Here is a 22,615-nt window from a genome sequence, read left to right as displayed (position 1 = left end):
TTCGTGGGTATATGTATATTTTTTGAGGTGTGAAATTTCAAGGGTTCATATCTTTTTGTTTGATCTTTCAGAAAATTCTTTCAGACAGATCCATTTTTTTTGTAAGGCTCTTTCATTTTCTTTGCGACATTTGAATACAGTAAACGTTGCTTGACGACATCATCGGTTTGCGCAACCACGGCACCATCCAGATCGGCGACACCCTCAGTGAAGGCGAAACCCTGGGCTTGACCGGGATCCCGCACTTCGCTTCGGAACTATTCCGTCGCGTACGCTTGAAGGATCCGCTGAAATCCAAGCAGCTGAGCCGGTGTCTGCACCAATTGGCCGAAGATAGCGCGACGCAGGTTCTCTTCCCGGAGCGCAGCAATGACATCATCCTCGGCGCCGTTGGTGTGCTGCAGTTCGATGTGGTCGCCAGCCGCCTTAAAGAGCAATACAAGGTCGAGTGCTCCTACGAGCTGATCACCGCGTACTACGCGCGTTGGATCGAATGCAGCGACGAGAAGAAGCTCGAGGAGTTCTCCAACAAAGCCGTGGAAAACCTGGCACTGAATGGCGGCGGTCACTTAACCTACCTCGCCCCGACGCCGTTAACCTAGCGTTGATGGAAGAGCGCTGGCCGGATATCAAATTACGCGCGACGCGTGAGCAACACTAAGCGCTGAGCTGCAAAGCAAAAAATCCAGTCGCGCACGCACCGGGGCTTTTTATTGGTGTGCCAGGCATGGCGCGTTGCTCACAAGCGCAACCAGATTGGCTGTGGTGGCCTCGCTGGTGACTTGGAGGTAAAAGTCCTCTACACACACCCAGCAAGGGGAATTGTTAGCCAGATGCGGGGTGTCGCTATGTACGGTGGTGTGAGAGGACGGCGGTTGTGAAACCGCCTCCTACTAGATTCTCGCATCAGGTCACAGCGTGTCAGCTTTCTCAAACCCTCGCTGCTCAATCACGCTAAAAATGTCGCGCACAGAGGCGTACTCGAAGATTGCAGATCGTGCTCGACCAGAAAACGCAGCAGACTGCCCATCCGCCTGGACTTGGCAAACAACGGACTGGCCAGCAACGACGCCAGCAGCCGCTCCCTCTCTTCACGATCGAGGGGCTCGGGAACCTGCGCCGCACTCGAATCGACCATCCGATTGATCACCATCGCCTGCCTCCGTGCAGGTCGCCGACAGGAATAGATGTCGTACTTCCGTGGATACCCTTGCAACCTGAGCCGGGAACGGGCTCGGGCGCTGCAACGACCAAGCGTAGCACCCGTGATGAGATCGGGAGGCAATTGCACTGATAGCAACCTGACATCCGACGAACGTTCCATCTGGAGGTCTGCAAAATTCGTAGGACATGTCCTGTTGTGGCGAGGGGATTCATCCCCGTTGGGTCGCGAAGCGGCCCCAAACCCTGCTAGCCCACTTCCTAAGACAAATCCGAGTGCCCGGTTTTACGGCGGCTGCGCCGCCGAACGGGGATAAATCCCCTCGCCACAATGGGTGTTTGGCGTCCTACAGGTCGGTTGCGGCAGCCGGAATCGATGCCTAGAGTTGGCGCGTCGCTGATCAATTAGCGATTGGGTTTCGCAGCCCACCAGATACGTGTAGTAACCTTGCACCCCACAAAACCTGCGGCAGGCGCATAAGTGCCCGTGCACCGTTTTATGGTGGCTGTGTGTGGGAGACCTTTTGGTCTGCCGGGTTCCTCGTATCCTCGGTCTGCGAACCCGCACATAGCTACCACCCCATTCGATTCGCAGCGACCGGGAGTAGCTCTTCTTACAGATACGAGGAAGTTTTACTTATGACTACGAATCAATCGCCCCGCCGCTTCATCCCCATGAAACAAATCGCCACCGACTACCCCGTCCTCCTCATCGACAACCAGGCCCCCATCCGCGAACTGCACAACTGCGTCAGCGAACGCCTGAACGCCGTCCTCCAGTACCTCAACCTCATGGCCTGCACCAGCCTCCCCGACTACGCCGAAAACGACGTCAACACCGTGACAAACATCAGCCGAATCCTGCTGCAGGATGACCGAGCACGCCATCGGCATCGCGGTGTTTCGGCGTGATCCGGCGGTGTATTGCACCGGTGATGACCCCGTGGTGCGGGTGCAAGTTGGAAGGTTGCGGCGCAAGCTCGCCGCGCATTACGCCACCCATGGCCAGCAAGACCCGGTGCGCTTGAGCATTCCGCCTGGCTGTTATCGTCTGGTGTATCAGCGGCTGCGGCCCAAGGGGATTGGCGCTCGCCACCCTGTGCTGCAGATTCAGCCGTTTACCTGCATCACCCGCGATGGCGATGACTTCACCCGGGGATTGTGCGAGGAGTTGAGCTGTCGGTTGTTCGAGTCGTTCGAGCAGGCGCAGACCGGGAGCAATCATGTGTTGATGCGGGTGGCGCGCAGCAGCGTGCAGGCAACGGACCCCAAGCGTGGCGGGCGTTACAGCTATTGTCTGGAAGGCAGCGTGCGGGTGGAACCGGCCCGGGTGCGGGCGTCGTTGCGGCTGGTGGATGTGGCGCAGGGCAGGATTCGCTGGTCGGCGCAATTTGATCGTAATCAGCCGTATGGCATTGCGACCCAGGAGGATCTGGCGGAGTCGATATGTCTGTCGCTGGCGGGGTATTTTGCCCGAGGGGCGCCTGACGAATAGGAGGGGCAACCGCGAGGTTGCCCCGGCGTGACGGTTATATGGTTTTCCATTCACCGCCTTCGTAAAGACGGGCGGCATCGTTAGCGAAAGTCAGATCGATTTCGATCGACTTGGAGCGTGAGGTACTGAACATGGTGCTGGTCTGCACGTTCTGTTCGAACCACACGAGGATGGTCTCGACGGGGGTCAGAACGGTATTGCCCGTGACCACTTGGTTAATGGCAACGTAGATGGGCGTGCTGACCTGATTGCCGTCAATGCCCGTGGACAATTGATTGACCCCCGGGTGAATGGGCGCGTAGTTGTTCACGAAGGTGAACGAGTCGGAAGGGCCGCCCGTGGTTGCCGGGCCCAGCAGGCCGGCGCTGTCGAGTATCGAGGTTTGTCCCAGGCCAATGTTGACGATGTTGGTCGAAACGTTGACTTGCACATTGTCCTTGAAAACATTGGAGGCGAACAGTTGATACTGGGGCGTCCAGCTGAACTGGTTGTTGCTCAGGTAGGCGTCATAGGACTGCCAGACCACGTTGTAGTCTTCGGTCCCCACTTTCTTGGCAAAGCACAACTTGTATTTGTTCTGTTTCAGCAGGGTCAGGTCCGCTGAGGCGATCTCGATCGTGACGACTTTTTGCGTGGCCGCCAGGGTCGACGTCAACACCTTGGCATAGTCCGACGTTTTCAGTTGCGTAGCACCCATGATCGACTTGACGGCTTCTTGCACATCATTGTGAAGCTGCTGGCTCTGTTGGCTGACAGCAATTGATTTGCTCATGGTTTCCCTCTTCCTTGGTGGTGTGTTGGGCAATCAATGGGTGGCGGGCAGTCAGCCCCGGCGGTCCATTGAGGGCTTCACTCTAGGCGCAGGGGGCAGGGTGGCTAAGTGTCTTGGCGTTACAGGCGGGTAACGGGGTTGTATCAACGCGGGGCCTTGCAGGGTGAAACAGCGGGGCGGTTCGACCGCCCCACTGTGGTCTTCAGGCGGCCGAACTTTTGGCCGATGCGTCGGCCCAGACGAAGTTCCAGCTGGTGCGCTTGCCCTTGGCAATGTCGATCAGCTTGTTCTCATACACCGTGTGATTGACCGTGCCGGTGTAGGTCAGGGTGCGGGCGGCATTGTTCCCGGTCACCTCGCCCGGCTGGCCACCCGACTCGATCATGGCTTTTTTCATGTCGGTTTCCGACGGGGCACTGCTCTGGTTTTTTTCCACTTTGACGAAACTCATGATTTCACCTCTTCCGTGATGGGGGGATCGGCGCAGGGCGGGGCCGACAGCCCCATGGCCCTGAAAACCCGCCGAAGGCCCTACTGTATTGACCGGCCCGGCGGTGCAGAAGTGACAACATCGGCGTTGAGGTAACAAGCGGGAAACAGCGACGTATCAAGCGCGGTTCGGTTCAAAGGGGAAAAGCGTCATAGCCATCATTCATTCCATCGATACCCATCATTAAAAAACGCAAGTTCTGTTTTTCTGTCATCAGAGGAGGATAGGGTCATTGCAATCTCGCCCTTGAAGGAACCTGCGCGATGAGAATTTCGACTCTGTTGGCCGTCGTCGCCGTGCTGACCGGCAGCCTTGCCGCCACCGTACCGGCCGTGGCGGCTGATCCGTCCTGCCATTTCCTGCCGATCGCCGACAGCAGCGCCAATTTGCAGCAGGCGAAAACGGTGGCGGTGCTTTACAGCGAAAACACGCTCAAAACGCAGCAATACCTCGAGAGCTATCACGCAGTGGCGGTCAAAGGGGCGAAAAATCCCGAGCTTGATTCGCGGATCAGCCAGGCGTTCGTCGACAGCTCCGATCCGCAGCGGGCGATCAATTGGTTGATGGGATCGTTGCAGAAAGAATTCGCTTCGGTGACGGTCTATGACAGCCTCGATGCGGCGGTGCAGGCCCATCCGGATGTGGTGGTGATGCTCGACACCTACAGCCGCCTGGTGTCCAAGCGCAACGACCAGGTCGAGGCGCGGTTCATGGCCAAGTTCTACGACGCCAACCTGCAATACATCGGCCAGGCCGAAGGCTCGCGGGCACAGCAAATGCCGTCGGTGTGGGTGCATGGCAAAGCCGCGCCGCAGATTGCCGCGCAGATCAACCAGCAGACCGAGTTGCAAGTGAAGGCGCTGCAGCAGTTCGATACGTCGTTGAAGGCGCTGGTGACGGCTGGCAGCGCGGGTCATGTCGCAAGCAACCAGTGACCTACCAGCCTTTCACCCCGCTCATGTCCGGCAGTTTGTGCGCTATGCCTTTATGGCAGTCGATGCAAGTCGCTTCACCCTTGGCCAGTGACGTCGAGTGCATGGTCGCGGCGCGCTTGCTCTGGCGGGTGAAGTCCATGAATTCGAAGTTGTGGCAGTTGCGGCATTCGCGCGAATCGTTGGCCTTGAGCCTGGCCCATTCATGTTCGGCCAGTTCACGGCGCAGGTTGAGGAATTTGTCGCGGGTGTCGATGGTGCCGAACAGCTTGCCCCAGACTTCCTTCGACGCCTGCATCTTGCGTGCGATCTTGTGGGTCCACTCATGGGGGACGTGGCAGTCCGGGCAACTGGCGCGCACACCAGAACGGTTGGTGTAGTGGATGGTGTCCTGCAACTCGACGAACACGTTGTCGCGCATTTCATGGCAGGACACGCAGAACTTTTCGGTATTGGTCAATTCCAGCGCGGTGTTGAAACCGCCCCAGAAAATGATCCCGGCGATAAAGCCGCCCAGTGTCAGAAACCCCAGGCTGAAGTAAACGCTCGGCCGACAGAGGATGCCCCAGTAGTCCTTAAGCAGGGCGAACAGTGCTTTCATGGCGCCTCCTCAAGGTTTTTGCGCGGCGTTGGCATCGTCTTGCAGGATTTTGTCGATGGTCTCGAAGCTGTTGCCCACCAGCGGCAGCACCTCTTTTTGCGGTACGTGGCACTGGTTGCAGAAGTAGCGACGCGGTGAAACGGCCGCCAGCGCCTGACCGTCGCGGTCCATGTAGTGGGTGATGCTGATCATCGTCGCCTGGGTACGCGCGCTGTTGGCCCGGCTGTGACAGGACAGGCACTTGTTGCCGTTCATGTCGATCTGATAACCGCGAATACTGTGGGGGATGGTCGGCGGCTGGTCGGGGTAATTGCGTTCGCGCTTGAGGTCCTTGTTTTCATCGTTGGCAATCGGCGGGGCGGGCATGCTCTGGGTCAGGGTGCCACCGGGCCGCCGTCCATCCGGACCCGGCGCATCCAACGGGTAATTAACCTCGGCGGCTATGGCCGCAGTCATCAAGGCGAGCAAAACCAACGGCAGGATTCGAAAAGTCATGACGGTGCTCCTCAGGCCGCGCTGATCAACTCGATGCGGATGGCGCATTTCTTGTAGTCGGTCTGTTTGGAGATCGGGTCGGTGGCATCGAGCGTGACCTTGTTGATCAGCTTGTTGGCATCGAAGAACGGCACGAATACCAGACCTCGCGGAGGTTTGTTGCGCCCTCGGGTTTCGATGCGCGCGCGGATTTCGCCGCGGCGGCTGATGAGTTTCACCTCACTGCCACGGCGCGCGTTCATGGCCTTGGCATCTTCGGGATGCATGTACACCAGCGCATCCGGCACGGCTTTGTACAGCTCCTCGACCCGCTGGGTCATGCTGCCAGTGTGCCAGTGTTCCAGGACGCGGCCGGTGCTCAGCCAGAACGGGTACTCGGCATCCGGGGCTTCGGCCGGCGGCTCGTAGGGCAGGGCGAAGATGATCGCCTTCTTGTCCGGGTAGCCGTAGAACTGCACGCCGCTGCCGGTCTCCACATAAGGGTCATAGCCCTCGCGGTAACGCCAGCGGGTTTCCTTGCCATCGACCACCGGCCAGCGCAGGCCGCGTTCGCTGTGATAACGGTCGAAGGCAGCCAGGTCATGGCCGTGGCCACGGCCGAAGCGGGCGTACTCTTCGAACAGCCCTTTTTGCAGGTAGAAACCGAAAGCCTTGGCTTCGTCGTTCTTGTAGCCGGCCTCGATTTGCCCGACCGGAAACTGGTCGACCTGGCCGTTCCTGAACAGCACGTCGAACAGGGTCTTGCCCTTGTATTCCGGCGACTTGGCCAGCAGCTCGGCGGGCCAGACTTCATCGATCTTGAAGCGTTTGGAAAACTCCACCAGTTGCCACAGGTCCGACCTGGCCTCACCCGGTGCACTCACCAATTGGTGCCAGAACTGTGTGCGGCGCTCGGCGTTGCCAAAGGCACCTTCCTTTTCCACCCACATGGCGCTGGGCAGGATCAGGTCGGCGGCCTGGGCGGACACGGTGGGGTAGACGTCCGAGACAATCACGAAATTTTCCGGGTTACGCCAGCCGGGCAGCGTTTCCTGCATGATGTTGGGACCTGCGTGCATGTTGTTGCTGGCCTGGGTCCAGTAGACGTTGAGCACCCCGTCCTTGAGCATGCGGCTCTGTTGCACGGCGTGAAAACCGACTTTCTCCTGGATGGTGCCGGCGGGCAGTTTCCAGATCTGTTCCGCGGTGGCGCGGTGTTTCGGGTTGGTCACCACCAGGTCGGCGGGCAAGCGATGGGCGAAGGTGCCGACCTCCCGAGCAGTGCCACAAGCCGAGGGTTGGCCGGTCAACGAGAAGGGGCTGTTGCCCGGTTCGCTGATCTTGCCGGTGAGCAGGTGGATGTTGTAGATCAGGTTGTTGGCCCACACCCCGCGAGTGTGCTGGTTGAAACCCATGGTCCAGAACGACACGACCTTGCGTTTGGGATCGGCGTACAACTCGGCGAGGCTTTTGAGTCGTTCAGCCGGGACACCGGTCTCCTTGGCCGTGCGGTCCAGCGTGTAGGGTTTGACGAACGCGGCGAACTGCTCGAACGAAATGTCCGTCCAGGTATTGGCCTTGTCGGCATTCTTCGCCTGTTTTTCCCGTGGATCATCCGGCCGCAGACCGTAGCCGATGTCATCGGCACCCTGGGCAAAGCGCGTGTGCTGGCTGATGAAGTCTTTGTTGACCGCGCCGCTTTCGATGATGTGGTTGGCGATGTAGTTGAGGATCAGCAGATCGGTTTGCGGCTTGAACACCATGGGAATATCGGCGAGCTCGAAGCTGCGGTGTTCGAAGGTCGACAACACGGCGACTTTTACATGCGGGTAACTCAGGCGGCGGTCAGTGACACGACTCCAGAGGATCGGGTGCATCTCGGCCATGTTCGAGCCCCAGAGCACAAAGGCGTCGGTGGCTTCGATGTCGTCGTAGCAACCCATCGGCTCATCCATGCCGAAAGTGCGCATGAAGCCCATCACTGCCGAGGCCATGCAGTGGCGCGCATTGGGATCGATGTTGTTGCTGCGAAAGCCGGCCTTCATCAGCTTGTTGGCGGCGTAGCCTTCCCACACCGTCCATTGCCCGGAACCGAACATGCCGATCGACTCGGGGCCTTTACTCTTCAGGGCCTCCTTGAACTTCGCTTCCATGATGTCGAAGGCCTTGTCCCAACTGATCGGCTGGAACTCGCCCTGCTTGTCGAACTGACCGTTTTTCATGCGCAGCAGCGGCTGGGTCAAGCGGTCGACGCCGTACATGATCTTGGACAGGAAATAGCCCTTCACACAATTGAGCCCGCGATTGACCTCGGCCTTGACGTCGCCATGGGTGGCGACCACGCGATTGTCCCTGGTCGCGACCATCACGCTGCAACCGGTGCCGCAGAAGCGGCAGGGCGCCTTGTTCCAGTCCAGGGTGACCATGTCCGCTTCGGTCACCAGATTGCTGGCGGTGGTGAAAATCGGCAGGCCAGCGGCAGAAGCTGCAATGGCCGCGGCCTGGGCCTTGACGAATGCACGACGCGACATGCTCATTCGACGTCTCCGGCGGAATCGAGGATTTCGTGATAGATCAACGCAGCGTTAAGTACACCCGGCAGATTGTTGATCTGTTCGATGCGTTGCAGGATCTGGTTTTCGTGGGTGGTTTCAAGCACGACCACCAGCTTTCCGGCGGTACTTTCCTGATGCAGTTCCACGCCGTCCAATAGACGCAAGTTGGCTTTGACGGCTTCCAATAATTCAGGTCGGGCAAGTATAACCAGGCTGGCGATGTGCAGGGCTTCGTCCATGCGCTGACTCCAACAGAGTATGGTCAGTTGGGTGGCCCGGGCGGGCCGTAGATCATTTGGAAAAACCAGATGATGAAACCGTAGCCACCAACGATGGCGACCGACAGCAACGGAAACAGGCAGACGACAAGGAACAGGAACAGCCGGGTTTCCTTGCGCCGCTGCATTTTTTGTTCTTCAGCCAATGCCATGGCGTTCACTCCGCCGAACTTGCAATCAGACTAGTTCACGAAATTTTCCCGGGTTTAACGGCGTGAGCCTTATCGACCGACGGTAATTGGAGAATGCTTGGAGGAAGAGTGGGTTGTATTGCTTTAAATCAATAGTGCGTTAAGTTGTAAGTAACTTACTGATAAGCGTTATTGTTTGAGAATGATTTAACACTCGTTTAAGCACTGGTTTGCACAATGGTCAAACCGTCGCGCACCCGTGTCAGCGCAGCGGCGGCGATCACGGTTTTGCTGAAGCTCCACCAGGGCACCGCTGCATCGGGTTGTTCAGGCGTGAGGAGGGTGCCGTTCGATACAAGGGCAAAAAGCCTGAGGCGACTCTGCTGTCAGGAGGTCATGCAGAGTACTGGGTTTCTGCTGATCAGGTGTGCACCAGTGCGATGGTGAACGAGACCACGATCATGCAGGCAAACGCGAAATTGAGATTCATGAGGTATCCATCCGGAACATGAGTGACGGCGCCATTCTGAACAGGCCGATAAAAAATAAGAAATTCGCCTTCATGATTTGAAAGATCGAAAGAATTGATATCTGGCATTTTTTTGCCGGGTTAGCCGGTTTGTGTTTGCCCTGTGTTTTGGCTAATCTCGCACAAACACGCAATTTCACGCACAAACAGGCAAAACCATGCACGACCACTCAGCCACTGAACTGCCGCATCTGCGCCGACAGAAAATCCTCCTGATCCTCGAACGCGATGGCAAGGTCATGGCTTCCGAGCTGAGCCAGCATTTCGCCGTCTCCGAAGACACCATTCGCCGCGACCTGTCAGAACTGGCCGGCGCCGGACTGGTTCAGCGGGTGCACGGTGGGGCGTTGCCGCGACCTAAAGATACTGGAAAGGACTACTTCACCCGCATCAGTGAAACCGATGAAGTGAAAACCCGTCTGGCGCAGTTGGCGGCCAGCCGGGTCGAAAACGGGCAGATCGTGATGTTCGACTCTGGCACCACCACCTTGCAGATCGCGCGGTCGCTGCCGTCGGACATTTGCATCACGGCGGTCACCGCGTCGCCGATGACGGCGATCACCTTGTCCGAATACAAGGGCATCAAGGTGATTCTGGCGGGGGGGCAACTCAATCCGGCGACGATGTCGGCCAGCGGGCATGAAACCCAGCGCCTGCTCGAAAGCATCAAGGCCGATCTGTTGTTCACCGGGGTGTGTGCCATTCACCCGCAAGTCGGCATCAGCTCCCTGCACTTTGATGAAGTGCCGGTGAAACAGGCGATGCTCGACAGTGCGTCCCACGTGATAGCGGTCACCACGGCGGACAAGTTGGGCGCGGTGGAGCCGTTCGTGGTCGCGCCGTGTTCGCGTTTGCACACGCTCATCACCGAGCGGCATGTAGCGTCGGGCAATGTCGAGGATTACCGCAGGCTGGGGATCGAGGTGGTGCAGGTGGAGGGGTGAGGACTTAATATCTGTGGTCACCCCAATCCCCCTGTGGGAGCGAGCCTGCTCGCGAAGGCGGTGTATCTGCCCATACACCTCTTGAGGCTGCTGGCCTCTTCGCGAGCAGGCTCGCTCCCACAGTTGAAACGCATTCCATCGTGGGACCTCAGCGCAACCGCTCCAGCATCTGGTAGTACCACATGCCCGCCGCCAGCATCGGGTTGCCCAGCAGGTCGCCCATGGGCACACGGATGTGCTGGCAGGCGGCGAAGGTGTCGAACTGCTGCAGTTGCCCGGTGATCGCCCGGCCCATGATTTCGCCCATGATGTGCGTGGTGGCGATGCCGTGGCCGGAGTAGCCCTGGCAATACCACACGTTGTCCGACAGCTTGCCCAGTTGCGGGATGCGGTTGATGACAATGCCCATCGCGCAGCTCCACTGGTAGTCGATGGCCACGCCTTTGAGCGCCGGGAACGTCTGCTCGATGCACGGGCGCAGTTCGGCGGCGATGTCGCGTGAATCCTTGCCGCTGTAGTTGGCGCCACCACCGAACAGCAGGCGGCCGTCGGCGGTCAGGCGATAGTAGTCGAGCACGAAGCGACAGTCGTACACGGCCAGGTCTTCGGGGTTGATCTGCCTGGCCAGGTCACCCAGTGGCGCGGTGGTGACGATGCCGCCCATGGCCGGGAAGATCTTGCCCTTGAGCTGGCCCGGTTCCAGTGTGTGGTAGACGTCGCCGGCCAGCAGCACCTGATCGGCGTCGATGCGACCGTGGGCGGTGCGCACACCCGGCGTGTCGCCGTGAATGATCTCCAACACTTCGCTGTTTTCGAAGATCAGCGCGCCAAGACTTTCCGCTGCCCGTGCTTCACCGATGCACAGGTTCAGCGGGTGCAGGTGCATGTTGCGGGTGTTCTTGATGGCGCCGTGGTAGAGATCGCTTTGCAGCAGGTCGCGCACCTGGCTGCGGTCGAGCAGGCTGACCTCATCGCCCATGCCACGCCGCACCGCCTCGTCGTAATCCTTGCGCAAGCCGTCCATGTGGCTGGGCTTGTACGCCGCATGCAGGTGGCCGTGCTTGAGGTCGCAGGCAATGCCGTATTTCTCCACCCGCTGCCGGATGATCTGGTGCCCGCGCCAGCGCAGGTGCCAGATGAAATCATCGACCTCATCGCCGAGGGTGCGGCGCATCTGTTTGCGCATCGCTTCGTCGCCCGACAGGCTGCCGGTGACCTGGCCACCGTTGCGCCCGGTGGCACCCCAGCCGATCTTATGGCTTTCGACGATGGCCACTTTCAGGCCTTTTTCCGCCAGCTCGACGGCCGTGGCGACGCCGGTGAAACCGCCGCCGATGATCACTACGTCAACCCGGTGCCGGCCTTGCAGGGGCGGGTAGTCGGTGTCCTGGTTGAGGGTGGCGGTGTAGTAGGAGTGGGTGCGTTGGGTCATGACAATGTCCTGGCAAAAGGGTGGAGTGAAGCTGGCGCCGCTCCTTGTGGGAGCGAGCCTGCTCGCGAAGAGGCCGGTACATTCAGCACTTTTGGTGACTGACATGCCGCATTCGCGAGCAGGCTCGCTCCCACAGGGAGGGGGCTGCGGATGGCGACTGGTTTACGCCTCAGTCAGATACCAACGCCAATCCTGCTCTCCCACTTCAGCCATGAACTGCCGATACTCGGCACGCTTGACCGCCAGATACACCCCCAGAAACTCCTGCCCCAACGCATCCCGCGCCCATACCGAGTTTTCCAGCGCCGTCAGCGACGTCAGCCAATCGGTCGGCAGCAGCTGCGTGGCTTGCGCATAGCCGTTGCCTTCGACCGGTTCGCCCGGATCCAGGTCTTCGCGGATGCCCCGGTGGATGCCGGCCAGAATCGCTGCCGCCGCCAGATACGGGTTGGCATCGGCGCCGCAGATGCGGTGTTCGATGTGCCGGCTGTTGGCCGGGCCACCCGGTACGCGCAGGCTGACGGTGCGGTTATCGACACCCCAGGTCGGCGCCAGGGGCGCATAGCTGTTGGCCTGGAAACGCCGGTAGGAGTTGGCATTGGGGCAGAACAGCAGCAGCGAATCGAGCAAGGAGGCGAGCATGCCGCCGATGGCCGTGCGCAGCAGCGGGGTACCCGCGGGGTCTTCGGCGGCGAAGAGGTTGCGGCCCTCGGCATCGGCGATGCTGACGTGCATGTGCATGCCGGTGCCCGCCAGATGATCGAAGGGTTTGGCCATGAACGTGGCCTGCATGCCGTGCTTGTGGGCGATGGCTTTGACCAGTCGCTTGTAGCGCACGGCCTGGTCCATCGCGAGCAAGGCATCGCCGTGTTCCAGGGTGATTTCCACCTGGCCCGGGGCGTATTCGGAAATCGCCGTGCGCGCCGGAATGTCGTGGAGTTTGCATGCCGCGTAGAGGTCGGCGAGGAACGGTTCGATCTGCTCCAGTTCGCGCAGGCCATAGACCTGGGTGTGTCTCGGTCGACCACCATCCGCATCCAGCGCTGGTTGCGGGCGACCGAGGTGGTCGCGCTTGGCATCGAGCAAATAGAACTCCAGCTCGCAGGCCATCACCGGGTGATAACCCTGCGCCTTCAGGCCTTCGATCACCTTGATCAACAGGTGGCGCGGGTCGGCAATGCTTGCCGGCATGCCTTCCTGCGGGTGCATGCTGACTTGCACTGCGGCGGTCGGAATCTGCCGCCATGGCAAGCGCACCAGGCTGCCTTCGAGCGGGTAGGCGCGGCAGTCAATATCACCCACATCCCAGACCAGCCCGGAGTTTTCCACGTCGTCGCCCTGCAAGGTCAGGCCGAGGATGGTGCTGGGCAGCGGACGACCGCTTTCGTACACCGCCAGCAGTTCTTCGCGGTGCAGCAGCTTGCCGCGCGGCACACCGTTGGCATCGAGGATGAACAGCTCGATCATGTCGATATCGGGGTTGTTCGCCAGAAAGCTCCGGGCGTCTTCAAGGGCTGCGAATTTCATTGTTCGTCACTCACGTTGGCGCCACGCAGGCGCACGGATTCAGGCCAGGGCACGGTGACGGGTACAAGCCCGGAGCGTGCTGGCAGCGATAGCGGAAAGAGGGGGCTCGATGCGTTGAAAACGCGATCAGGCGCGCAGGGTGCTATCCGGCGGACGTGCGGAGTGACGCAGTTTTGAGCGGCGCAGGGCCATGGGGAGGTTGACGATGCGTTTCATGAGGCAATGCCGTCCACGGCCAACAGCGAGGTGGCCTGAGTCGAGACGTGGTGCTCTGACGGCGAAGTGCGCATGACTCATGTTTCCAGCAGCGGAAAACGTCGGAGGCCGATAACAAGCCATCCGGGGGTGACTGGATACTAGGGGGGAAAGGGACGCCTGTAAATGTTTGTTTCGGTTCATAACCTGGCCACTGGGCTGCCTTGTCCTCTTACAGTCAACGTTAAGTGGCCCGTGTCGGTGTTTATATAAAATCGATGGTTCCTTAATGCTTCGGCGCAAATAACAGTCGTGCTTGGGCGAAACATTTCTCGGCAATCGCTGAACGCGGTTCGGTCTTGCGCATGACCAGGCCCAGCGGCGCAAGCACACTGGCGTCCGGCAGGTCGATGAACGCCAGGTGTTCGATGGGCTCTTCCAGGCCGCTGTCCAGCGGCATGATCGCGCAACAAAAGCCTTCGTGGATCGCCTGGAGCAACTGGTAAGTCGAATCGCTTTCGAGGATCGGCTGCGGGTTGAGGCCACGGCTGCGGAAACTCAAATCAATGGATTTGCGGTAGTGCATGCCGTTGCTGATCATCCCCAGCGGCAATTCGGCGGCGTCTTCCCAGCTCATTTGCGGGCCGTCGAAATGGAAGTGCCGGGTGTCATGCAAAAGGCCGACACGGGTCTCGCCGATCTCGAAAAACTCGAAGTAATTCGGGTTGACGTGATCGAGGTAGCACACCCCCAGGTCCAGTTGGTTGTTGCCCAGGCTTTCGATGATCTGATCGGAACTCAGGGAAGACAGGCTGAATTTGAGCTCCGGAAAGCTGTGGGACAGGCCCTTGATGTAGCTCACGGGGTTGAAGCTGCTCAGCGGCACCAGGCCCATGCGCAAGTTACCGACCAGTTGGCCACGGCACGCGGCGGCTTCGGCGAACAACCCGTCGTGGGCGGCCAGCAGGGTCCGGGCCCAGGCCAGCACACGTTCGCCGGCTTCGGTGAAACCTTCGAACCGCTGGCCACGGGTGACCAGCACCAGGTCCAGTTCATCCTCCAGGTTGCGCAGACGCATCGACAGGGTCGGCTGGGTGATGTGGCAGCGCGCGGCGGCCTGGCCGAAATGACGGGTCTGCTCCAGGGCGATCAGGAACTTGAGTTGTTTGATGTCCATGACGGCACCTGCTGACGGAGGATGGGAGAGGTAAGTATTGACTCGGGTGGGCAGGACACAAGGTTCGTGGACGATCTCATTGTCGTGGGCGAGCGTCCAATCACTGTTGTTTACGGGGTTATCGATCAGCTCTATTGCGGACTCGATGGCCCTGTGGGAGCGAGCCTGCTCGCGAAGAGTGAGTGTCAGTCGAAAGAGTCAGTATCTGATACACCGCTTTCGCGAGCAGGCTCGCTCCCACAGTGGTTCAATGGGTGTTTTTTGATTTGTTAATAACCGATAGATACGCTCGATAGTGCAGTTGGCTAGAGTGATTAGACAGTGCTTGTTTTACCGCTTTAGTCTCTGAAAGTTATTTAATTGGTACCTCCCGGAGAATTCCATGAGCGTTAAACCGGATGCATTGTTTATACCGTTGAATATTGCCGTGTTGACGGTGAGTGATACCCGTGAATACGCCAATGACACCTCCGGGCAACTGCTGGTCAGCCGCTTGCTGGAAGCCGGCCACACCCTCAGCGAACGCAACTTGCTCAAGGATGATCTGTACAAGATCCGCGCGCAGGTCGCGACCTGGATTGCCAATGACAATATTCAAGTGGTGCTGATCACCGGCGGCACCGGCTTCACCGGACGCGACAGCACACCCGAAGCGGTGGCCTGTCTGCTGGATAAACAGATCGACGGTTTCGGCGAGTTGTTCCGGGCGATCTCCATTCTCGACATCGGCACCTCGACGGTGCAAAGCCGGGCCCTGGCCGGACTGGCCAACGGTACGCTGGTCTACTGTTTGCCCGGTTCCACCGGCGCCTGTCGCACCGCGTGGGAAGGCATCCTCGCCGAGCAACTGGATGCCCGGCATCGTCCGTGCAATTTCGTCCCGCACCTGAAGTCTGTGCAGGCCTGCGGAGCAAGGGGATGAACACTGCAGCGATGAGCGCCCCGCCATTGATGCCGGTGGAGCGAGTTGTTCTGAACAACATGAGCCCTGTAGGAGCGAGGCTTGCCCGCGAAGAGGCCGGCCAATTCAACATCAGTGCTGACTGACCTGACGCCTTCGCGAGCAGGCTCGCTCCCACAGTTTTGATCTGCGGTGGATGTCAGTTGAGGACGAAGTCTACCGGCTCCAGCTGTGGCGGCAGTTGCATCACGCCCAAGGCCTCGAGGACATCGCGCTCGATGTTGCGCACGATGGCGTCGGTGGGCAGGTCGTTTTCGTCGCGGCCGAACGGGTCTTCCAGTTCATCGGCAATCGCATCCAGGCCGAAAAAGGTGTAGCTGACAATCGCGGTGAACACCGGCGTCAGCCAGCCTAAAGGTTCAGCCATGGCGAATGGCAACAGGATGCAGAACAGGTAAATGGTCCGGTGCAGCAACAAGGTGTAGGGGAACGGCAGCGGAGTGTTTTTGATCCGTTCGCAGACCGCCTGGGCGCGGGTCAGGTTGGCCAGATGGTTGGCCATGATCGTGTAGCGCCATTCGCTGATCACCCCGGCCTCATTGAGTGTCGAACACTGTTGACCGACCTGCAGCAGAACCTGCCCGCTGATGTCCGTGGCGCCGCCTTCAGGCAACGGCTGCAGCCAGTCGCCGCTGGTGGCCAGTTCGTTTTCCTTGCGCAGCCGGGCATTGAGCGCGTGGGCAAAACCGCACAGGTTGCTGAGGATCCTGTGCCGTTCAGCGGCGTCCTTGATGATCAGGGTTTCGCGAATCATCGAACGGATTTCCACAATCACATCGCCCCACGCCTTGCGCGCTTCATACCAGCGGTCATAACAGGCGTTGTTGCGAAAGCTCATGAAGATCGACAGCGACAGACCGAGTAGGGTGAACGGGGTGGCACTGACCTTGGAAAAATAACTCGGGTGCAAGGTTTCGATGAGCACGATGGCCGAAGCGAGCAAGGTCACCATCAGGCTGCGCCGCGCAATGCGTTTGGCGATCGAACCCTTGAGCGAAGTCAGCACGCCGATCAGATTGGGTTTGGGTCTGACGATCATGGTTTCAGCCGCCCGTCATGTTCATGAAACGAATGACCTGAACGTCGTCGTTCACTTCGAAGTTGTGCCGGTAAGGCTTGAGCTTCATCGCCTCGATGATGGCGTTCTCCAGACGTTCGGGTTGGCCCGGATGAGCCCGCAGTACCGCCTTCAAGTCGACGGCATGCTCGTTGCCCAGGCACAGCAGCAGACGACCTTCCACCGTCAGCCGCACCCGGTTGCAGGTGCCGCAGAAATTGTGGCTGTGGGGCGAAATGAAGCCCAGGCGAATCTGAGGCGCTTCGGCCAGTCGCCAGTAGCGCGAAGGACCCTGGGTCGACTCGGCGGAATCAATCAGTGTGTAGCGTTCGGCAATCCGCTCACGGACCTGGCTGCTTGCGTAGAACGACTCCGCGCGGCTGTGTTCATGGATGGTGCCCAGTGGCATTTCTTCGATGAAGGAAATGTCGAGGTTGCGGTCGATGGCGAAGCTCACCAGATCGTTGATCTCGTGATCGTTGCGACCTTTCATCACCACGCAGTTGAGCTTCGTATTGCGAAACCCCGCCTTGTTGGCGGCGTCGATGCCCTTGATCACCTGCGCCAGATCTCCGGTGCGGGTCAGCTCGCGAAAGCGTTGCGGGTCGAGGCAGTCGAGGCTGATGTTGAGGCGGCTTACCCCGGCCTCGAACAAGGGCTCGGCCAGTTTGGCCAGCTGCGAACCGTTGGTGGTCATGCACAACTCACGCAGGCCGGGCAGGGCGGCGATCTTCTGGCACAACTGCACCACGCCCGGGCGGATCAGCGGTTCGCCTCCGGTCAGGCGAATCTTGCGGGTGCCCAGTGCGACGAAGCTCTGTGCCACCTGATGGATCTCTTCCAGGGTCAGTACCCGTTGGCGCGGCAGGAATTCCATGTCTTCGGCCATGCAATACACGCAACGGAAATCGCAGCGATCGGTGACCGACATCCGCAGATAGTCCACGCGCCTGGCGAACCCATCGATCAAGACTCGTTCCGACATGACATCCTCGCTTGGCAGCGCACGCAATGAATGAATTGTGGGAGCGAGCCTGCTCGCGAAGAGGCCGGCACATTCAACATGGATGTCGACTGACCTGGTGCTTTCGCGAGCAGGCTCGCTCCCACAGATACAGGTTTGTTGAGCGCAGGCTAAGAGCAACTTCAGGGGCCGTCCAATCACTATTAATGACCGGTTGATCGAGTGGATCTATGATGGATTCAGTTGCTTCGTCAAATGTCTTTTTGTTTTTGTAAATTATTGAATTTAAACGATTAAAATCAATGATAAATATCCTCGATCATCTGGTCGCAAATAGCGATTAGACAAGATTTTATCCCCATCCATATGCTTTCTCCGTCAACCGATCAATGACCTTAATCGGGTCAAAGCCTGTGTGCATTGTCACGGAGAAGCCGCATGTCTCAAGTCGACCGCTACAAACCCTACAAAGGAGCCGCCGCCGGGTGGGGAGCGCTGATCGCCGTCACCAAGAACTGGCTGGGCAGCGAAAACGCCCTGAAAAACATCCGCGCAATGCTCAAGACCAACCAGAACGGCGGCTTCGACTGCCCTGGCTGCGCCTGGGGCGAGTCGCCGGAAAACGGCATGGTCAAGTTCTGCGAAAACGGCGCCAAAGCCGTTAACTGGGAAGCCACCGGCCGGCTGGTCAACCCGGCCTTCTTCAACAAATACAGCGTCGCGACCCTGTCGGAACAAAGTGATTACTGGCTGGAGTATCAGGGCCGCCTGACCCACCCGATGCGCTATGACGCCACGACCGACCGCTACGTGGAAACCAGCTGGGACGAAGCGTTTGCGCTGATCGCCAAGCATCTCAATGCGCTGGAGTCGCCGAACCAGGCCGAGTTCTACACCTCGGGCCGGGCCAGCAACGAAGCGGCTTTTCTCTACCAGTTGTTCGTCCGCGCCTACGGCACCAACAATTTTCCTGACTGCTCCAACATGTGCCACGAAGCCAGCGCGGTCGCGATGATCGAAAGCCTGGGCGTGGGCAAAGGCACCGTGGTATTCGACGATCTGGAACATGCCGACGCGATTTTCGTCATCGGCCAGAACCCCGGCACCAACCACCCACGGATGCTCGAACCGCTGCGCGAAGCGGTCAAGCGCGGCGCGCAGGTGATCTGTATCAACCCGCTGAAGGAGCGCGGGCTGGAGCGTTTCCAGCATCCGCAGCACCCGATCGAGATGCTGCTCAACGGTTCCGAACCGACCAACACTGCGTACTTTCGCCCGGCACTCGGCGGCGACATGGCGGTCTTTCGCGGCATGGCCAAGTTCCTCTTGCAGTGGGAGCGCGAAGCCCAGGCCACCGGGGGCGAGCCGGTGTTCGATCACGCGTTCATCGCCGAACACACCTCGGGGCTCGATGACTATCTGGCCGAGGTCGATGCCACCGCCTGGGAACATATCGAACAACAGTCGGGCATGTCCCTGGCCGACATCGAACTGGCCGCGCGCATGTACGCCCGGGCCAAAAGCGTGATCATGTGTTGGGCGATGGGCCTGACCCAGCACACGCACTCGGTGCCGATGCTGCAGGAAGTCATCAACCTGATGCTGCTGCGCGGCAATGTCGGCCGTCCCGGCGCCGGCCTGTCACCGGTGCGCGGTCACAGTAACGTGCAAGGCGACCGGACCATGGGCATCAACGAACTGGCGCCCACCGAGCTGCTCGATGCCCTGGAAAAGCGCTTCTCCTTCAAGCCGCCGCGCGAGCATGGTCACAACACGGTGATGGCGATTTCGGCGATGGAACAGGGGCGGGCGAAGGTGTTCATCGGTTTGGGCGGCAACTTCGCCCAGGCCACCCCCGACACCCCGCGCACCCACGCCGCGCTGCGCAACTGCGAGCTGACCGTGCACATCGCTACCAAGCTCAACCGCAGCCATCTGGTGACCGGGCGCGAAGCGTTGATCCTGCCGTGCCTGGGCCGTACCGACATCGACCTGCAAGCCGAAGGGCCGCAGGGTGTGACCGTGGAAGACACCTTCAGCATGATCCATATCTCCCATGGCCAGCTGAAGCCCAAATCAAAGCATCTGCGTTCGGAGCCTGCGATCATTGCCGGGATCGCCGCCGCGACCCTGGGCAATCACCCGATCGACTGGAACTGGGCCATCGGCGACTACGGTCGCATCCGTAACCTGATTGCCGACAGCATTCCCGGCTTCGAAGACTTCAACCGTAAGCTGCTGCACCCGGGCGGTTTCCACATGGGCAACAACGCGGCGGACCGCATCTGGAAAACCGCCAGCGGCAAGGCGCAGTTCACCCCGAGTGTGTTGCCGGAACACCTGATCAGCGAAGGCGTGCGCAACCTGGCGGTGAAGCCGCATCTGATCCTGCAGACCATGCGTTCACACGATCAGTACAACACCACGTTGTACGGGCTGGACGATCGCTATCGTGGGGTCTACGGCATGCGCGATGTGGTGTTCGCCAACGAGCAGGACATTCGCCGGCTCGGATTCGAACCGGGGCAGAAAGTCGACTTGGTAGCGCTGTGGGATGACGACCGCGAGCGTCGGGTCAGCGGCTTCACCCTGATCGCCTACGACATCCCGGCCGGTCAGGCCGCCGCGTACTACCCGGAGACCAACCCGCTGGTACCGCTGGAAAGTTACGGTGACCGCACCTACACACCGACCTCCAAGTTCGTCGCCATCCGGCTCGAACAGGCGAAAGCCAGCAGCCTGATTTCCAGTTCTGCGGCGTAGAAATGGACGTAGCGGCCCGAAAAACCTGTGGCGAGGGAGCTTGCTCCCGTTGGACTGTGCAGCAGGCCCCTGCTTTTCAATGATAGGGGGCCGCTTCGCGGCCCGACGGGAGCAAGCTCCCTCGCCACAGGGGTTGTGTTGTCTTGTGGCTATTGCGCCCCAAACATCACCGTCCAGTAAATCCCCGCATCACTCTTCGGATCAACCGCATACGCCGCCCCCAGATCGCGGAACTGCGGGTTCATCAGGTTGGCGCAATGCCCTGGGCTGGTCAGCCAGCCGTCGACCACCTTGCGCACGCTGTCCTGCCCGGCGGCGATGTTCTCGCCGATCTGCTGGAAGTCGTAGCCCGCCAGTTCCGCGCGGTCACCTGGCGTGCGGCCATCCCGGTCCTTGTGATCGAAGTAATTGTTGTTGGCCATGGTGCGCGAATGGGTTTCGGCGGCGGTCGCCAGGGTAGCGTTCCAGGTCAGTGGCGTGGTGGCGTTGAAGGATTGTGCGCCGCATTGGCGTGGTCGGGAACGTGCGACGTTGAGCTCAGCCAGCAGCTTCTGGCCTTCGGCCTGCCAGTCGCCGAGGCGGGCGCTCAACAGGGGGCGGGCCACCACGATGCGCCACTGGCGATCTTGATGGCTGACGCCGACATCGACGAACTGCGGGTCGAGCACGATCTGGCAAAAACTTTCCTGGATCGCCTTCATCGCCGACGGCGCATCACGCGGTCCCGACAGGCTGATCGCCTGCACATTCTTCATCGGGTAACCCGCGGCGCCCATGGCCTGCTGCAGATTGCCGATGCTGGCGGCGGACAGTACCAGTCGCGGATCGGCCGCCAGTGGCGGCAGTTCCGACGAAACCTGGCCGGCGCAACGTTGCACCTGGCTGCGGTAAACGTTGATCGATTCGATCAGTTGCGATTCATCGCTCGCCAGGGTGTTGGCAGCAAACAGCAGACCCAGTGAAAAACCGGCGAAGCGCATGGCGGACGATGTGAAGCGCATGAAGATCCCCTTTGGCTGACTGCGCCCATGATGCGTGAAGTTGTTCCCGTTAAGGCAACGGATTTTCCAGAATGTTGTGGCGTGTGTGCAATCATTTCACTACTACACTAAAGCGATAATTCCAACTGAGTCATCCTGATCATGCGCCTCGACTGGATAGCTGCCTGTTTTGCGCTGACTGTACTTGCTGCTCCGGCATTCGCCGCCGACCAGGAGCAGAAACAAAAACAACAAGTGGCCGAAGACAAGGCTGAGGTGCTCGAGCATAAGGCCGCGGAAAATCCCGGCCCCGCGCCGGCGCCAAAAGCGGAAGCCATTACCCAGTCCGAAGTCCAGGCCGTCGACCCCGCCGGTGCCGCGCCGCTGGACGACGCCATTACCTGCATGGCCCGTTCGATCTACTGGGAAGCCAAGGGCAAAAACGCCGCCGACATGGAAGCCGTGGCCAACGTGGTCATGAACCGCCTCGGCCATGAGGGCTTTCCCGATACTGTATGCGGTGTGGTCAAGCAGGGTTCGGAAACCAAGAGTTGCCAGTTTTCCTGGTGGTGCGACGGGCGTTCCGATTCGGTGCAGGAAGAAGTGCAATACGCGATGGCCAAGGAAATCGCGCGCAAGGCGCTGAACAAGCAACTGCCGGATCGCACCAAGGGCGCACTGTATTTCCATGACCGCACGGTGAAGCCGGATTGGGCCAGGGAATACATCAGAACCGTGGATATCGGTTTGTTCCGGTTTTACAAGCCGCAGGGTGGGGATGCGAAATAAGGCGGATGTTATTAGTTCTGCATTCGATCGGTAGCGAGGATCGATATCAGGGAGAACAACATGGAAAGCAGGAAAGTGGAGATGCCGTATGTCAAAAGCTCAATATTTATGATGGGTGGTTCGGGAGTGTTTATTGTGTATAGAAGTGTTAGGTAAATGCCCAGGCTGGCGAGGAGAGAAGCAAATAAGATGAACAAGGATTTGTTGTTTGCTCTTAGTTGCAAGGAGAGCCAGCTGGTCCCTTTCAAGTAAAACATCAGGGAAGCGGCGATAATGCCAAGTGAGATGGCTATTCCTGTAACGAATGTGAATCTCATGTCAGCCCCTGTCGGCATTGGTATGATCAAGGCAAAAAAACCAAACAGGAGTGAAATAAATTCCTTGATTCGATTGATCATTTTTTATTGC

22 protein-coding genes and 2 pseudogenes are annotated in these 22,615 nt (G+C 59.4%); 9 read left to right on the top strand and 15 right to left on the bottom strand.

The window, feature by feature from the left end; translation table 11 throughout:
- Positions 1–155: 155 nt before the first annotated feature.
- Positions 156–661 (top strand): annotated as a pseudogene (gene prfC, locus CKW21_RS16905) (peptide chain release factor 3); the annotation flags it as partial.
- 309 nt (positions 662–970) lie between these two features.
- Here prfC and CKW21_RS16900 read toward each other — a convergent pair.
- Positions 971–1,153 (bottom strand): annotated as a pseudogene (locus CKW21_RS16900) (hypothetical protein); the annotation flags it as partial.
- Between the two features lie 647 nt (positions 1,154–1,800).
- On the opposite strand from CKW21_RS16900, the gene CKW21_RS16895 reads away from it, so the two are divergent.
- Together CKW21_RS16895 and CKW21_RS16890 are read left to right on the top strand one after the other, a co-directional pair.
- Positions 1,801–2,073 (top strand): fructose-bisphosphate aldolase, encoded by a 273-nt coding sequence (locus CKW21_RS16895; protein ID WP_095195092.1) that lies wholly within the window; start codon positions 1,801–1,803, stop codon positions 2,071–2,073.
- A complete protein-coding gene (locus tag CKW21_RS16890) occupies positions 2,033–2,656 on the top strand; it encodes a hypothetical protein (RefSeq protein ID WP_256590253.1) in 624 nt (207 codons plus the stop codon). The genes CKW21_RS16895 and CKW21_RS16890 overlap by 41 nt, the downstream gene beginning before the upstream one ends.
- A gap of 34 nt (positions 2,657–2,690) precedes the next feature.
- On the opposite strand, the gene CKW21_RS16885 is transcribed toward CKW21_RS16890, so the two are convergent.
- Together CKW21_RS16885 and CKW21_RS16880 are read right to left on the bottom strand one after the other, a co-directional pair.
- Positions 2,691–3,428 carry a hypothetical protein gene (locus tag CKW21_RS16885; protein WP_095195091.1) on the bottom strand — a complete coding sequence of 246 codons (738 nt, stop codon included), beginning with the start codon at positions 3,426–3,428 and terminating at the stop codon, positions 2,691–2,693.
- Between the two features lie 202 nt (positions 3,429–3,630).
- Positions 3,631–3,879 carry a hypothetical protein gene (locus CKW21_RS16880; RefSeq protein WP_095195090.1) on the bottom strand — a complete coding sequence of 83 codons (249 nt, stop codon included), beginning with the start codon at positions 3,877–3,879 and terminating at the stop codon, positions 3,631–3,633.
- A 302-nt stretch (positions 3,880–4,181) separates the two neighbouring features.
- Here CKW21_RS16880 and CKW21_RS16875 point away from each other — a divergent pair, with 302 nt between their 5' ends.
- Entirely contained in the window at positions 4,182–4,853 is a 672-nt protein-coding gene (locus CKW21_RS16875; RefSeq protein WP_095195089.1) for an ATPase, read from the top strand.
- A 1-nt stretch (position 4,854) separates the two neighbouring features.
- On the opposite strand, the gene CKW21_RS16870 is transcribed toward CKW21_RS16875, so the two are convergent.
- Genes CKW21_RS16870 through napE form a run of 5 tightly spaced genes read right to left on the bottom strand, consistent with a single transcriptional unit; the run spans position 4,855 to position 8,910 of the window.
- Complete coding sequence (locus CKW21_RS16870) at positions 4,855–5,451, bottom strand: cytochrome c3 family protein (protein WP_095195088.1); 597 nt, start codon at positions 5,449–5,451, stop codon at positions 4,855–4,857.
- A gap of 9 nt (positions 5,452–5,460) precedes the next feature.
- On the bottom strand, positions 5,461–5,946 hold the full coding sequence (locus tag CKW21_RS16865; protein ID WP_095195087.1) for a nitrate reductase cytochrome c-type subunit: 486 nt from the start codon (positions 5,944–5,946) through the stop codon (positions 5,461–5,463).
- Positions 5,947–5,957: 11 nt separating this feature from the next.
- On the bottom strand, positions 5,958–8,462 hold the full coding sequence (napA, locus tag CKW21_RS16860) for a nitrate reductase catalytic subunit NapA (protein WP_095195086.1): 2,505 nt from the start codon (positions 8,460–8,462) through the stop codon (positions 5,958–5,960).
- Positions 8,459–8,719 carry a chaperone NapD gene (locus tag CKW21_RS16855; protein WP_095195085.1) on the bottom strand — a complete coding sequence of 87 codons (261 nt, stop codon included), beginning with the start codon at positions 8,717–8,719 and terminating at the stop codon, positions 8,459–8,461. Before CKW21_RS16855 ends, napA begins: the two co-directional genes overlap by 4 nt.
- A gap of 23 nt (positions 8,720–8,742) precedes the next feature.
- On the bottom strand, positions 8,743–8,910 hold the full coding sequence (gene napE / locus CKW21_RS16850) for a periplasmic nitrate reductase, NapE protein (protein WP_095195084.1): 168 nt from the start codon (positions 8,908–8,910) through the stop codon (positions 8,743–8,745).
- Positions 8,911–9,576: 666 nt separating this feature from the next.
- On the opposite strand from napE, the gene CKW21_RS16845 reads away from it, so the two are divergent.
- The gene (locus CKW21_RS16845) at positions 9,577–10,362 is read left to right on the top strand and encodes a DeoR/GlpR family DNA-binding transcription regulator (protein WP_095195083.1); all 786 of its coding nucleotides are present in this window, start codon (positions 9,577–9,579) and stop codon (positions 10,360–10,362) included.
- Between the two features lie 148 nt (positions 10,363–10,510).
- On the opposite strand, the gene CKW21_RS16840 is transcribed toward CKW21_RS16845, so the two are convergent.
- The 3 genes from CKW21_RS16840 to CKW21_RS16830 form a co-directional block, all read right to left on the bottom strand.
- The gene (locus CKW21_RS16840; protein ID WP_095195082.1) at positions 10,511–11,794 is read right to left on the bottom strand and encodes an FAD-binding oxidoreductase; all 1,284 of its coding nucleotides are present in this window, start codon (positions 11,792–11,794) and stop codon (positions 10,511–10,513) included.
- Between the two features lie 162 nt (positions 11,795–11,956).
- Complete coding sequence (locus CKW21_RS16835) at positions 11,957–13,321, bottom strand: glutamine synthetase family protein (protein WP_095195081.1); 1,365 nt, start codon at positions 13,319–13,321, stop codon at positions 11,957–11,959.
- Between the two features lie 481 nt (positions 13,322–13,802).
- Complete coding sequence (locus CKW21_RS16830) at positions 13,803–14,693, bottom strand: LysR family transcriptional regulator (RefSeq protein WP_095195080.1); 891 nt, start codon at positions 14,691–14,693, stop codon at positions 13,803–13,805.
- Between the two features lie 382 nt (positions 14,694–15,075).
- Between CKW21_RS16830 and moaB the strand changes: the two genes are divergently transcribed.
- Entirely contained in the window at positions 15,076–15,615 is a 540-nt protein-coding gene (moaB, locus tag CKW21_RS16825; protein WP_095195079.1) for a molybdenum cofactor biosynthesis protein B, read from the top strand.
- Positions 15,612–15,740 carry a hypothetical protein gene (locus tag CKW21_RS31835; protein ID WP_256590252.1) on the top strand — a complete coding sequence of 43 codons (129 nt, stop codon included), beginning with the start codon at positions 15,612–15,614 and terminating at the stop codon, positions 15,738–15,740. The genes moaB and CKW21_RS31835 overlap by 4 nt, the downstream gene beginning before the upstream one ends.
- A gap of 53 nt (positions 15,741–15,793) precedes the next feature.
- On the opposite strand, the gene CKW21_RS16820 is transcribed toward CKW21_RS31835, so the two are convergent.
- Together CKW21_RS16820 and moaA are read right to left on the bottom strand one after the other, a co-directional pair.
- Complete coding sequence (locus CKW21_RS16820; RefSeq protein ID WP_095195078.1) at positions 15,794–16,693, bottom strand: bestrophin family protein; 900 nt, start codon at positions 16,691–16,693, stop codon at positions 15,794–15,796.
- Positions 16,694–16,697: 4 nt separating this feature from the next.
- The gene (moaA, locus tag CKW21_RS16815; RefSeq protein WP_095195077.1) at positions 16,698–17,696 is read right to left on the bottom strand and encodes a GTP 3',8-cyclase MoaA; all 999 of its coding nucleotides are present in this window, start codon (positions 17,694–17,696) and stop codon (positions 16,698–16,700) included.
- Positions 17,697–18,113: 417 nt separating this feature from the next.
- On the opposite strand from moaA, the gene CKW21_RS16810 reads away from it, so the two are divergent.
- A complete protein-coding gene (locus CKW21_RS16810; protein ID WP_095195076.1) occupies positions 18,114–20,438 on the top strand; it encodes an FdhF/YdeP family oxidoreductase in 2,325 nt (774 codons plus the stop codon).
- A gap of 149 nt (positions 20,439–20,587) precedes the next feature.
- Here the strand turns inward: CKW21_RS16810 and CKW21_RS16805 are convergent, their stop codons facing one another.
- Entirely contained in the window at positions 20,588–21,439 is an 852-nt protein-coding gene (locus CKW21_RS16805) for a CAP domain-containing protein (RefSeq protein ID WP_095195075.1), read from the bottom strand.
- Between the two features lie 141 nt (positions 21,440–21,580).
- Between CKW21_RS16805 and CKW21_RS16800 the strand changes: the two genes are divergently transcribed.
- Positions 21,581–22,207, top strand: coding sequence for a cell wall hydrolase (locus CKW21_RS16800; RefSeq protein WP_095195074.1), 627 nt, complete (start codon positions 21,581–21,583; stop codon positions 22,205–22,207).
- Between the two features lie 11 nt (positions 22,208–22,218).
- On the opposite strand, the gene CKW21_RS16795 is transcribed toward CKW21_RS16800, so the two are convergent.
- Positions 22,219–22,605, bottom strand: coding sequence for a hypothetical protein (locus CKW21_RS16795; RefSeq protein WP_095195073.1), 387 nt, complete (start codon positions 22,603–22,605; stop codon positions 22,219–22,221).
- Between the last annotated feature and the right edge of the window lie 10 nt (positions 22,606–22,615).

Source organism: Pseudomonas sp. Irchel 3A7, from assembly GCF_900187565.1.
Taxonomy (GTDB): domain Bacteria; phylum Pseudomonadota; class Gammaproteobacteria; order Pseudomonadales; family Pseudomonadaceae; genus Aquipseudomonas.
Note: the sequence above shows the minus strand (reverse complement) of the source record. Positions and strands in the feature narration are given on the sequence as shown.

Excerpts from the sequence above, each read along its gene's own strand:
- CKW21_RS16890 (WP_256590253.1), top strand. The coding sequence starts at position 2,033 with ATGACCGAGCACGCCATCGGCATCGCGGTGTTTCGGCGTGATCCGGCG.
- CKW21_RS16835 (WP_095195081.1), bottom strand. The coding sequence starts at position 13,321 with ATGAAATTCGCAGCCCTTGAAGACGCCCGGAGCTTTCTGGCGAACAAC.
- CKW21_RS16855 (WP_095195085.1), bottom strand. The coding sequence starts at position 8,719 with ATGGACGAAGCCCTGCACATCGCCAGCCTGGTTATACTTGCCCGACCT.
- CKW21_RS16800 (WP_095195074.1), top strand. The coding sequence starts at position 21,581 with ATGCGCCTCGACTGGATAGCTGCCTGTTTTGCGCTGACTGTACTTGCT.
- napE (WP_095195084.1), bottom strand. The coding sequence starts at position 8,910 with ATGGCATTGGCTGAAGAACAAAAAATGCAGCGGCGCAAGGAAACCCGG.
- moaB (WP_095195079.1), top strand. The coding sequence starts at position 15,076 with ATGAGCGTTAAACCGGATGCATTGTTTATACCGTTGAATATTGCCGTG.
- moaA (WP_095195077.1), bottom strand. The coding sequence starts at position 17,696 with ATGTCGGAACGAGTCTTGATCGATGGGTTCGCCAGGCGCGTGGACTAT.
- CKW21_RS16870 (WP_095195088.1), bottom strand. The coding sequence starts at position 5,451 with ATGAAAGCACTGTTCGCCCTGCTTAAGGACTACTGGGGCATCCTCTGT.
- CKW21_RS16820 (WP_095195078.1), bottom strand. The coding sequence starts at position 16,693 with ATGATCGTCAGACCCAAACCCAATCTGATCGGCGTGCTGACTTCGCTC.
- CKW21_RS16880 (WP_095195090.1), bottom strand. The coding sequence starts at position 3,879 with ATGAGTTTCGTCAAAGTGGAAAAAAACCAGAGCAGTGCCCCGTCGGAA.
- CKW21_RS16875 (WP_095195089.1), top strand. The coding sequence starts at position 4,182 with ATGAGAATTTCGACTCTGTTGGCCGTCGTCGCCGTGCTGACCGGCAGC.
- napA (WP_095195086.1), bottom strand. The coding sequence starts at position 8,462 with ATGAGCATGTCGCGTCGTGCATTCGTCAAGGCCCAGGCCGCGGCCATT.
- CKW21_RS16885 (WP_095195091.1), bottom strand. The coding sequence starts at position 3,428 with ATGAGCAAATCAATTGCTGTCAGCCAACAGAGCCAGCAGCTTCACAAT.
- CKW21_RS16865 (WP_095195087.1), bottom strand. The coding sequence starts at position 5,946 with ATGACTTTTCGAATCCTGCCGTTGGTTTTGCTCGCCTTGATGACTGCG.
- CKW21_RS16795 (WP_095195073.1), bottom strand. The coding sequence starts at position 22,605 with ATGATCAATCGAATCAAGGAATTTATTTCACTCCTGTTTGGTTTTTTT.
- CKW21_RS16810 (WP_095195076.1), top strand. The coding sequence starts at position 18,114 with ATGTCTCAAGTCGACCGCTACAAACCCTACAAAGGAGCCGCCGCCGGG.
- CKW21_RS16895 (WP_095195092.1), top strand. The coding sequence starts at position 1,801 with ATGACTACGAATCAATCGCCCCGCCGCTTCATCCCCATGAAACAAATC.
- CKW21_RS31835 (WP_256590252.1), top strand. The coding sequence starts at position 15,612 with ATGAACACTGCAGCGATGAGCGCCCCGCCATTGATGCCGGTGGAGCGA.
- CKW21_RS16840 (WP_095195082.1), bottom strand. The coding sequence starts at position 11,794 with ATGACCCAACGCACCCACTCCTACTACACCGCCACCCTCAACCAGGAC.
- CKW21_RS16830 (WP_095195080.1), bottom strand. The coding sequence starts at position 14,693 with ATGGACATCAAACAACTCAAGTTCCTGATCGCCCTGGAGCAGACCCGT.
- CKW21_RS16805 (WP_095195075.1), bottom strand. The coding sequence starts at position 21,439 with ATGCGCTTCACATCGTCCGCCATGCGCTTCGCCGGTTTTTCACTGGGT.
- CKW21_RS16845 (WP_095195083.1), top strand. The coding sequence starts at position 9,577 with ATGCACGACCACTCAGCCACTGAACTGCCGCATCTGCGCCGACAGAAA.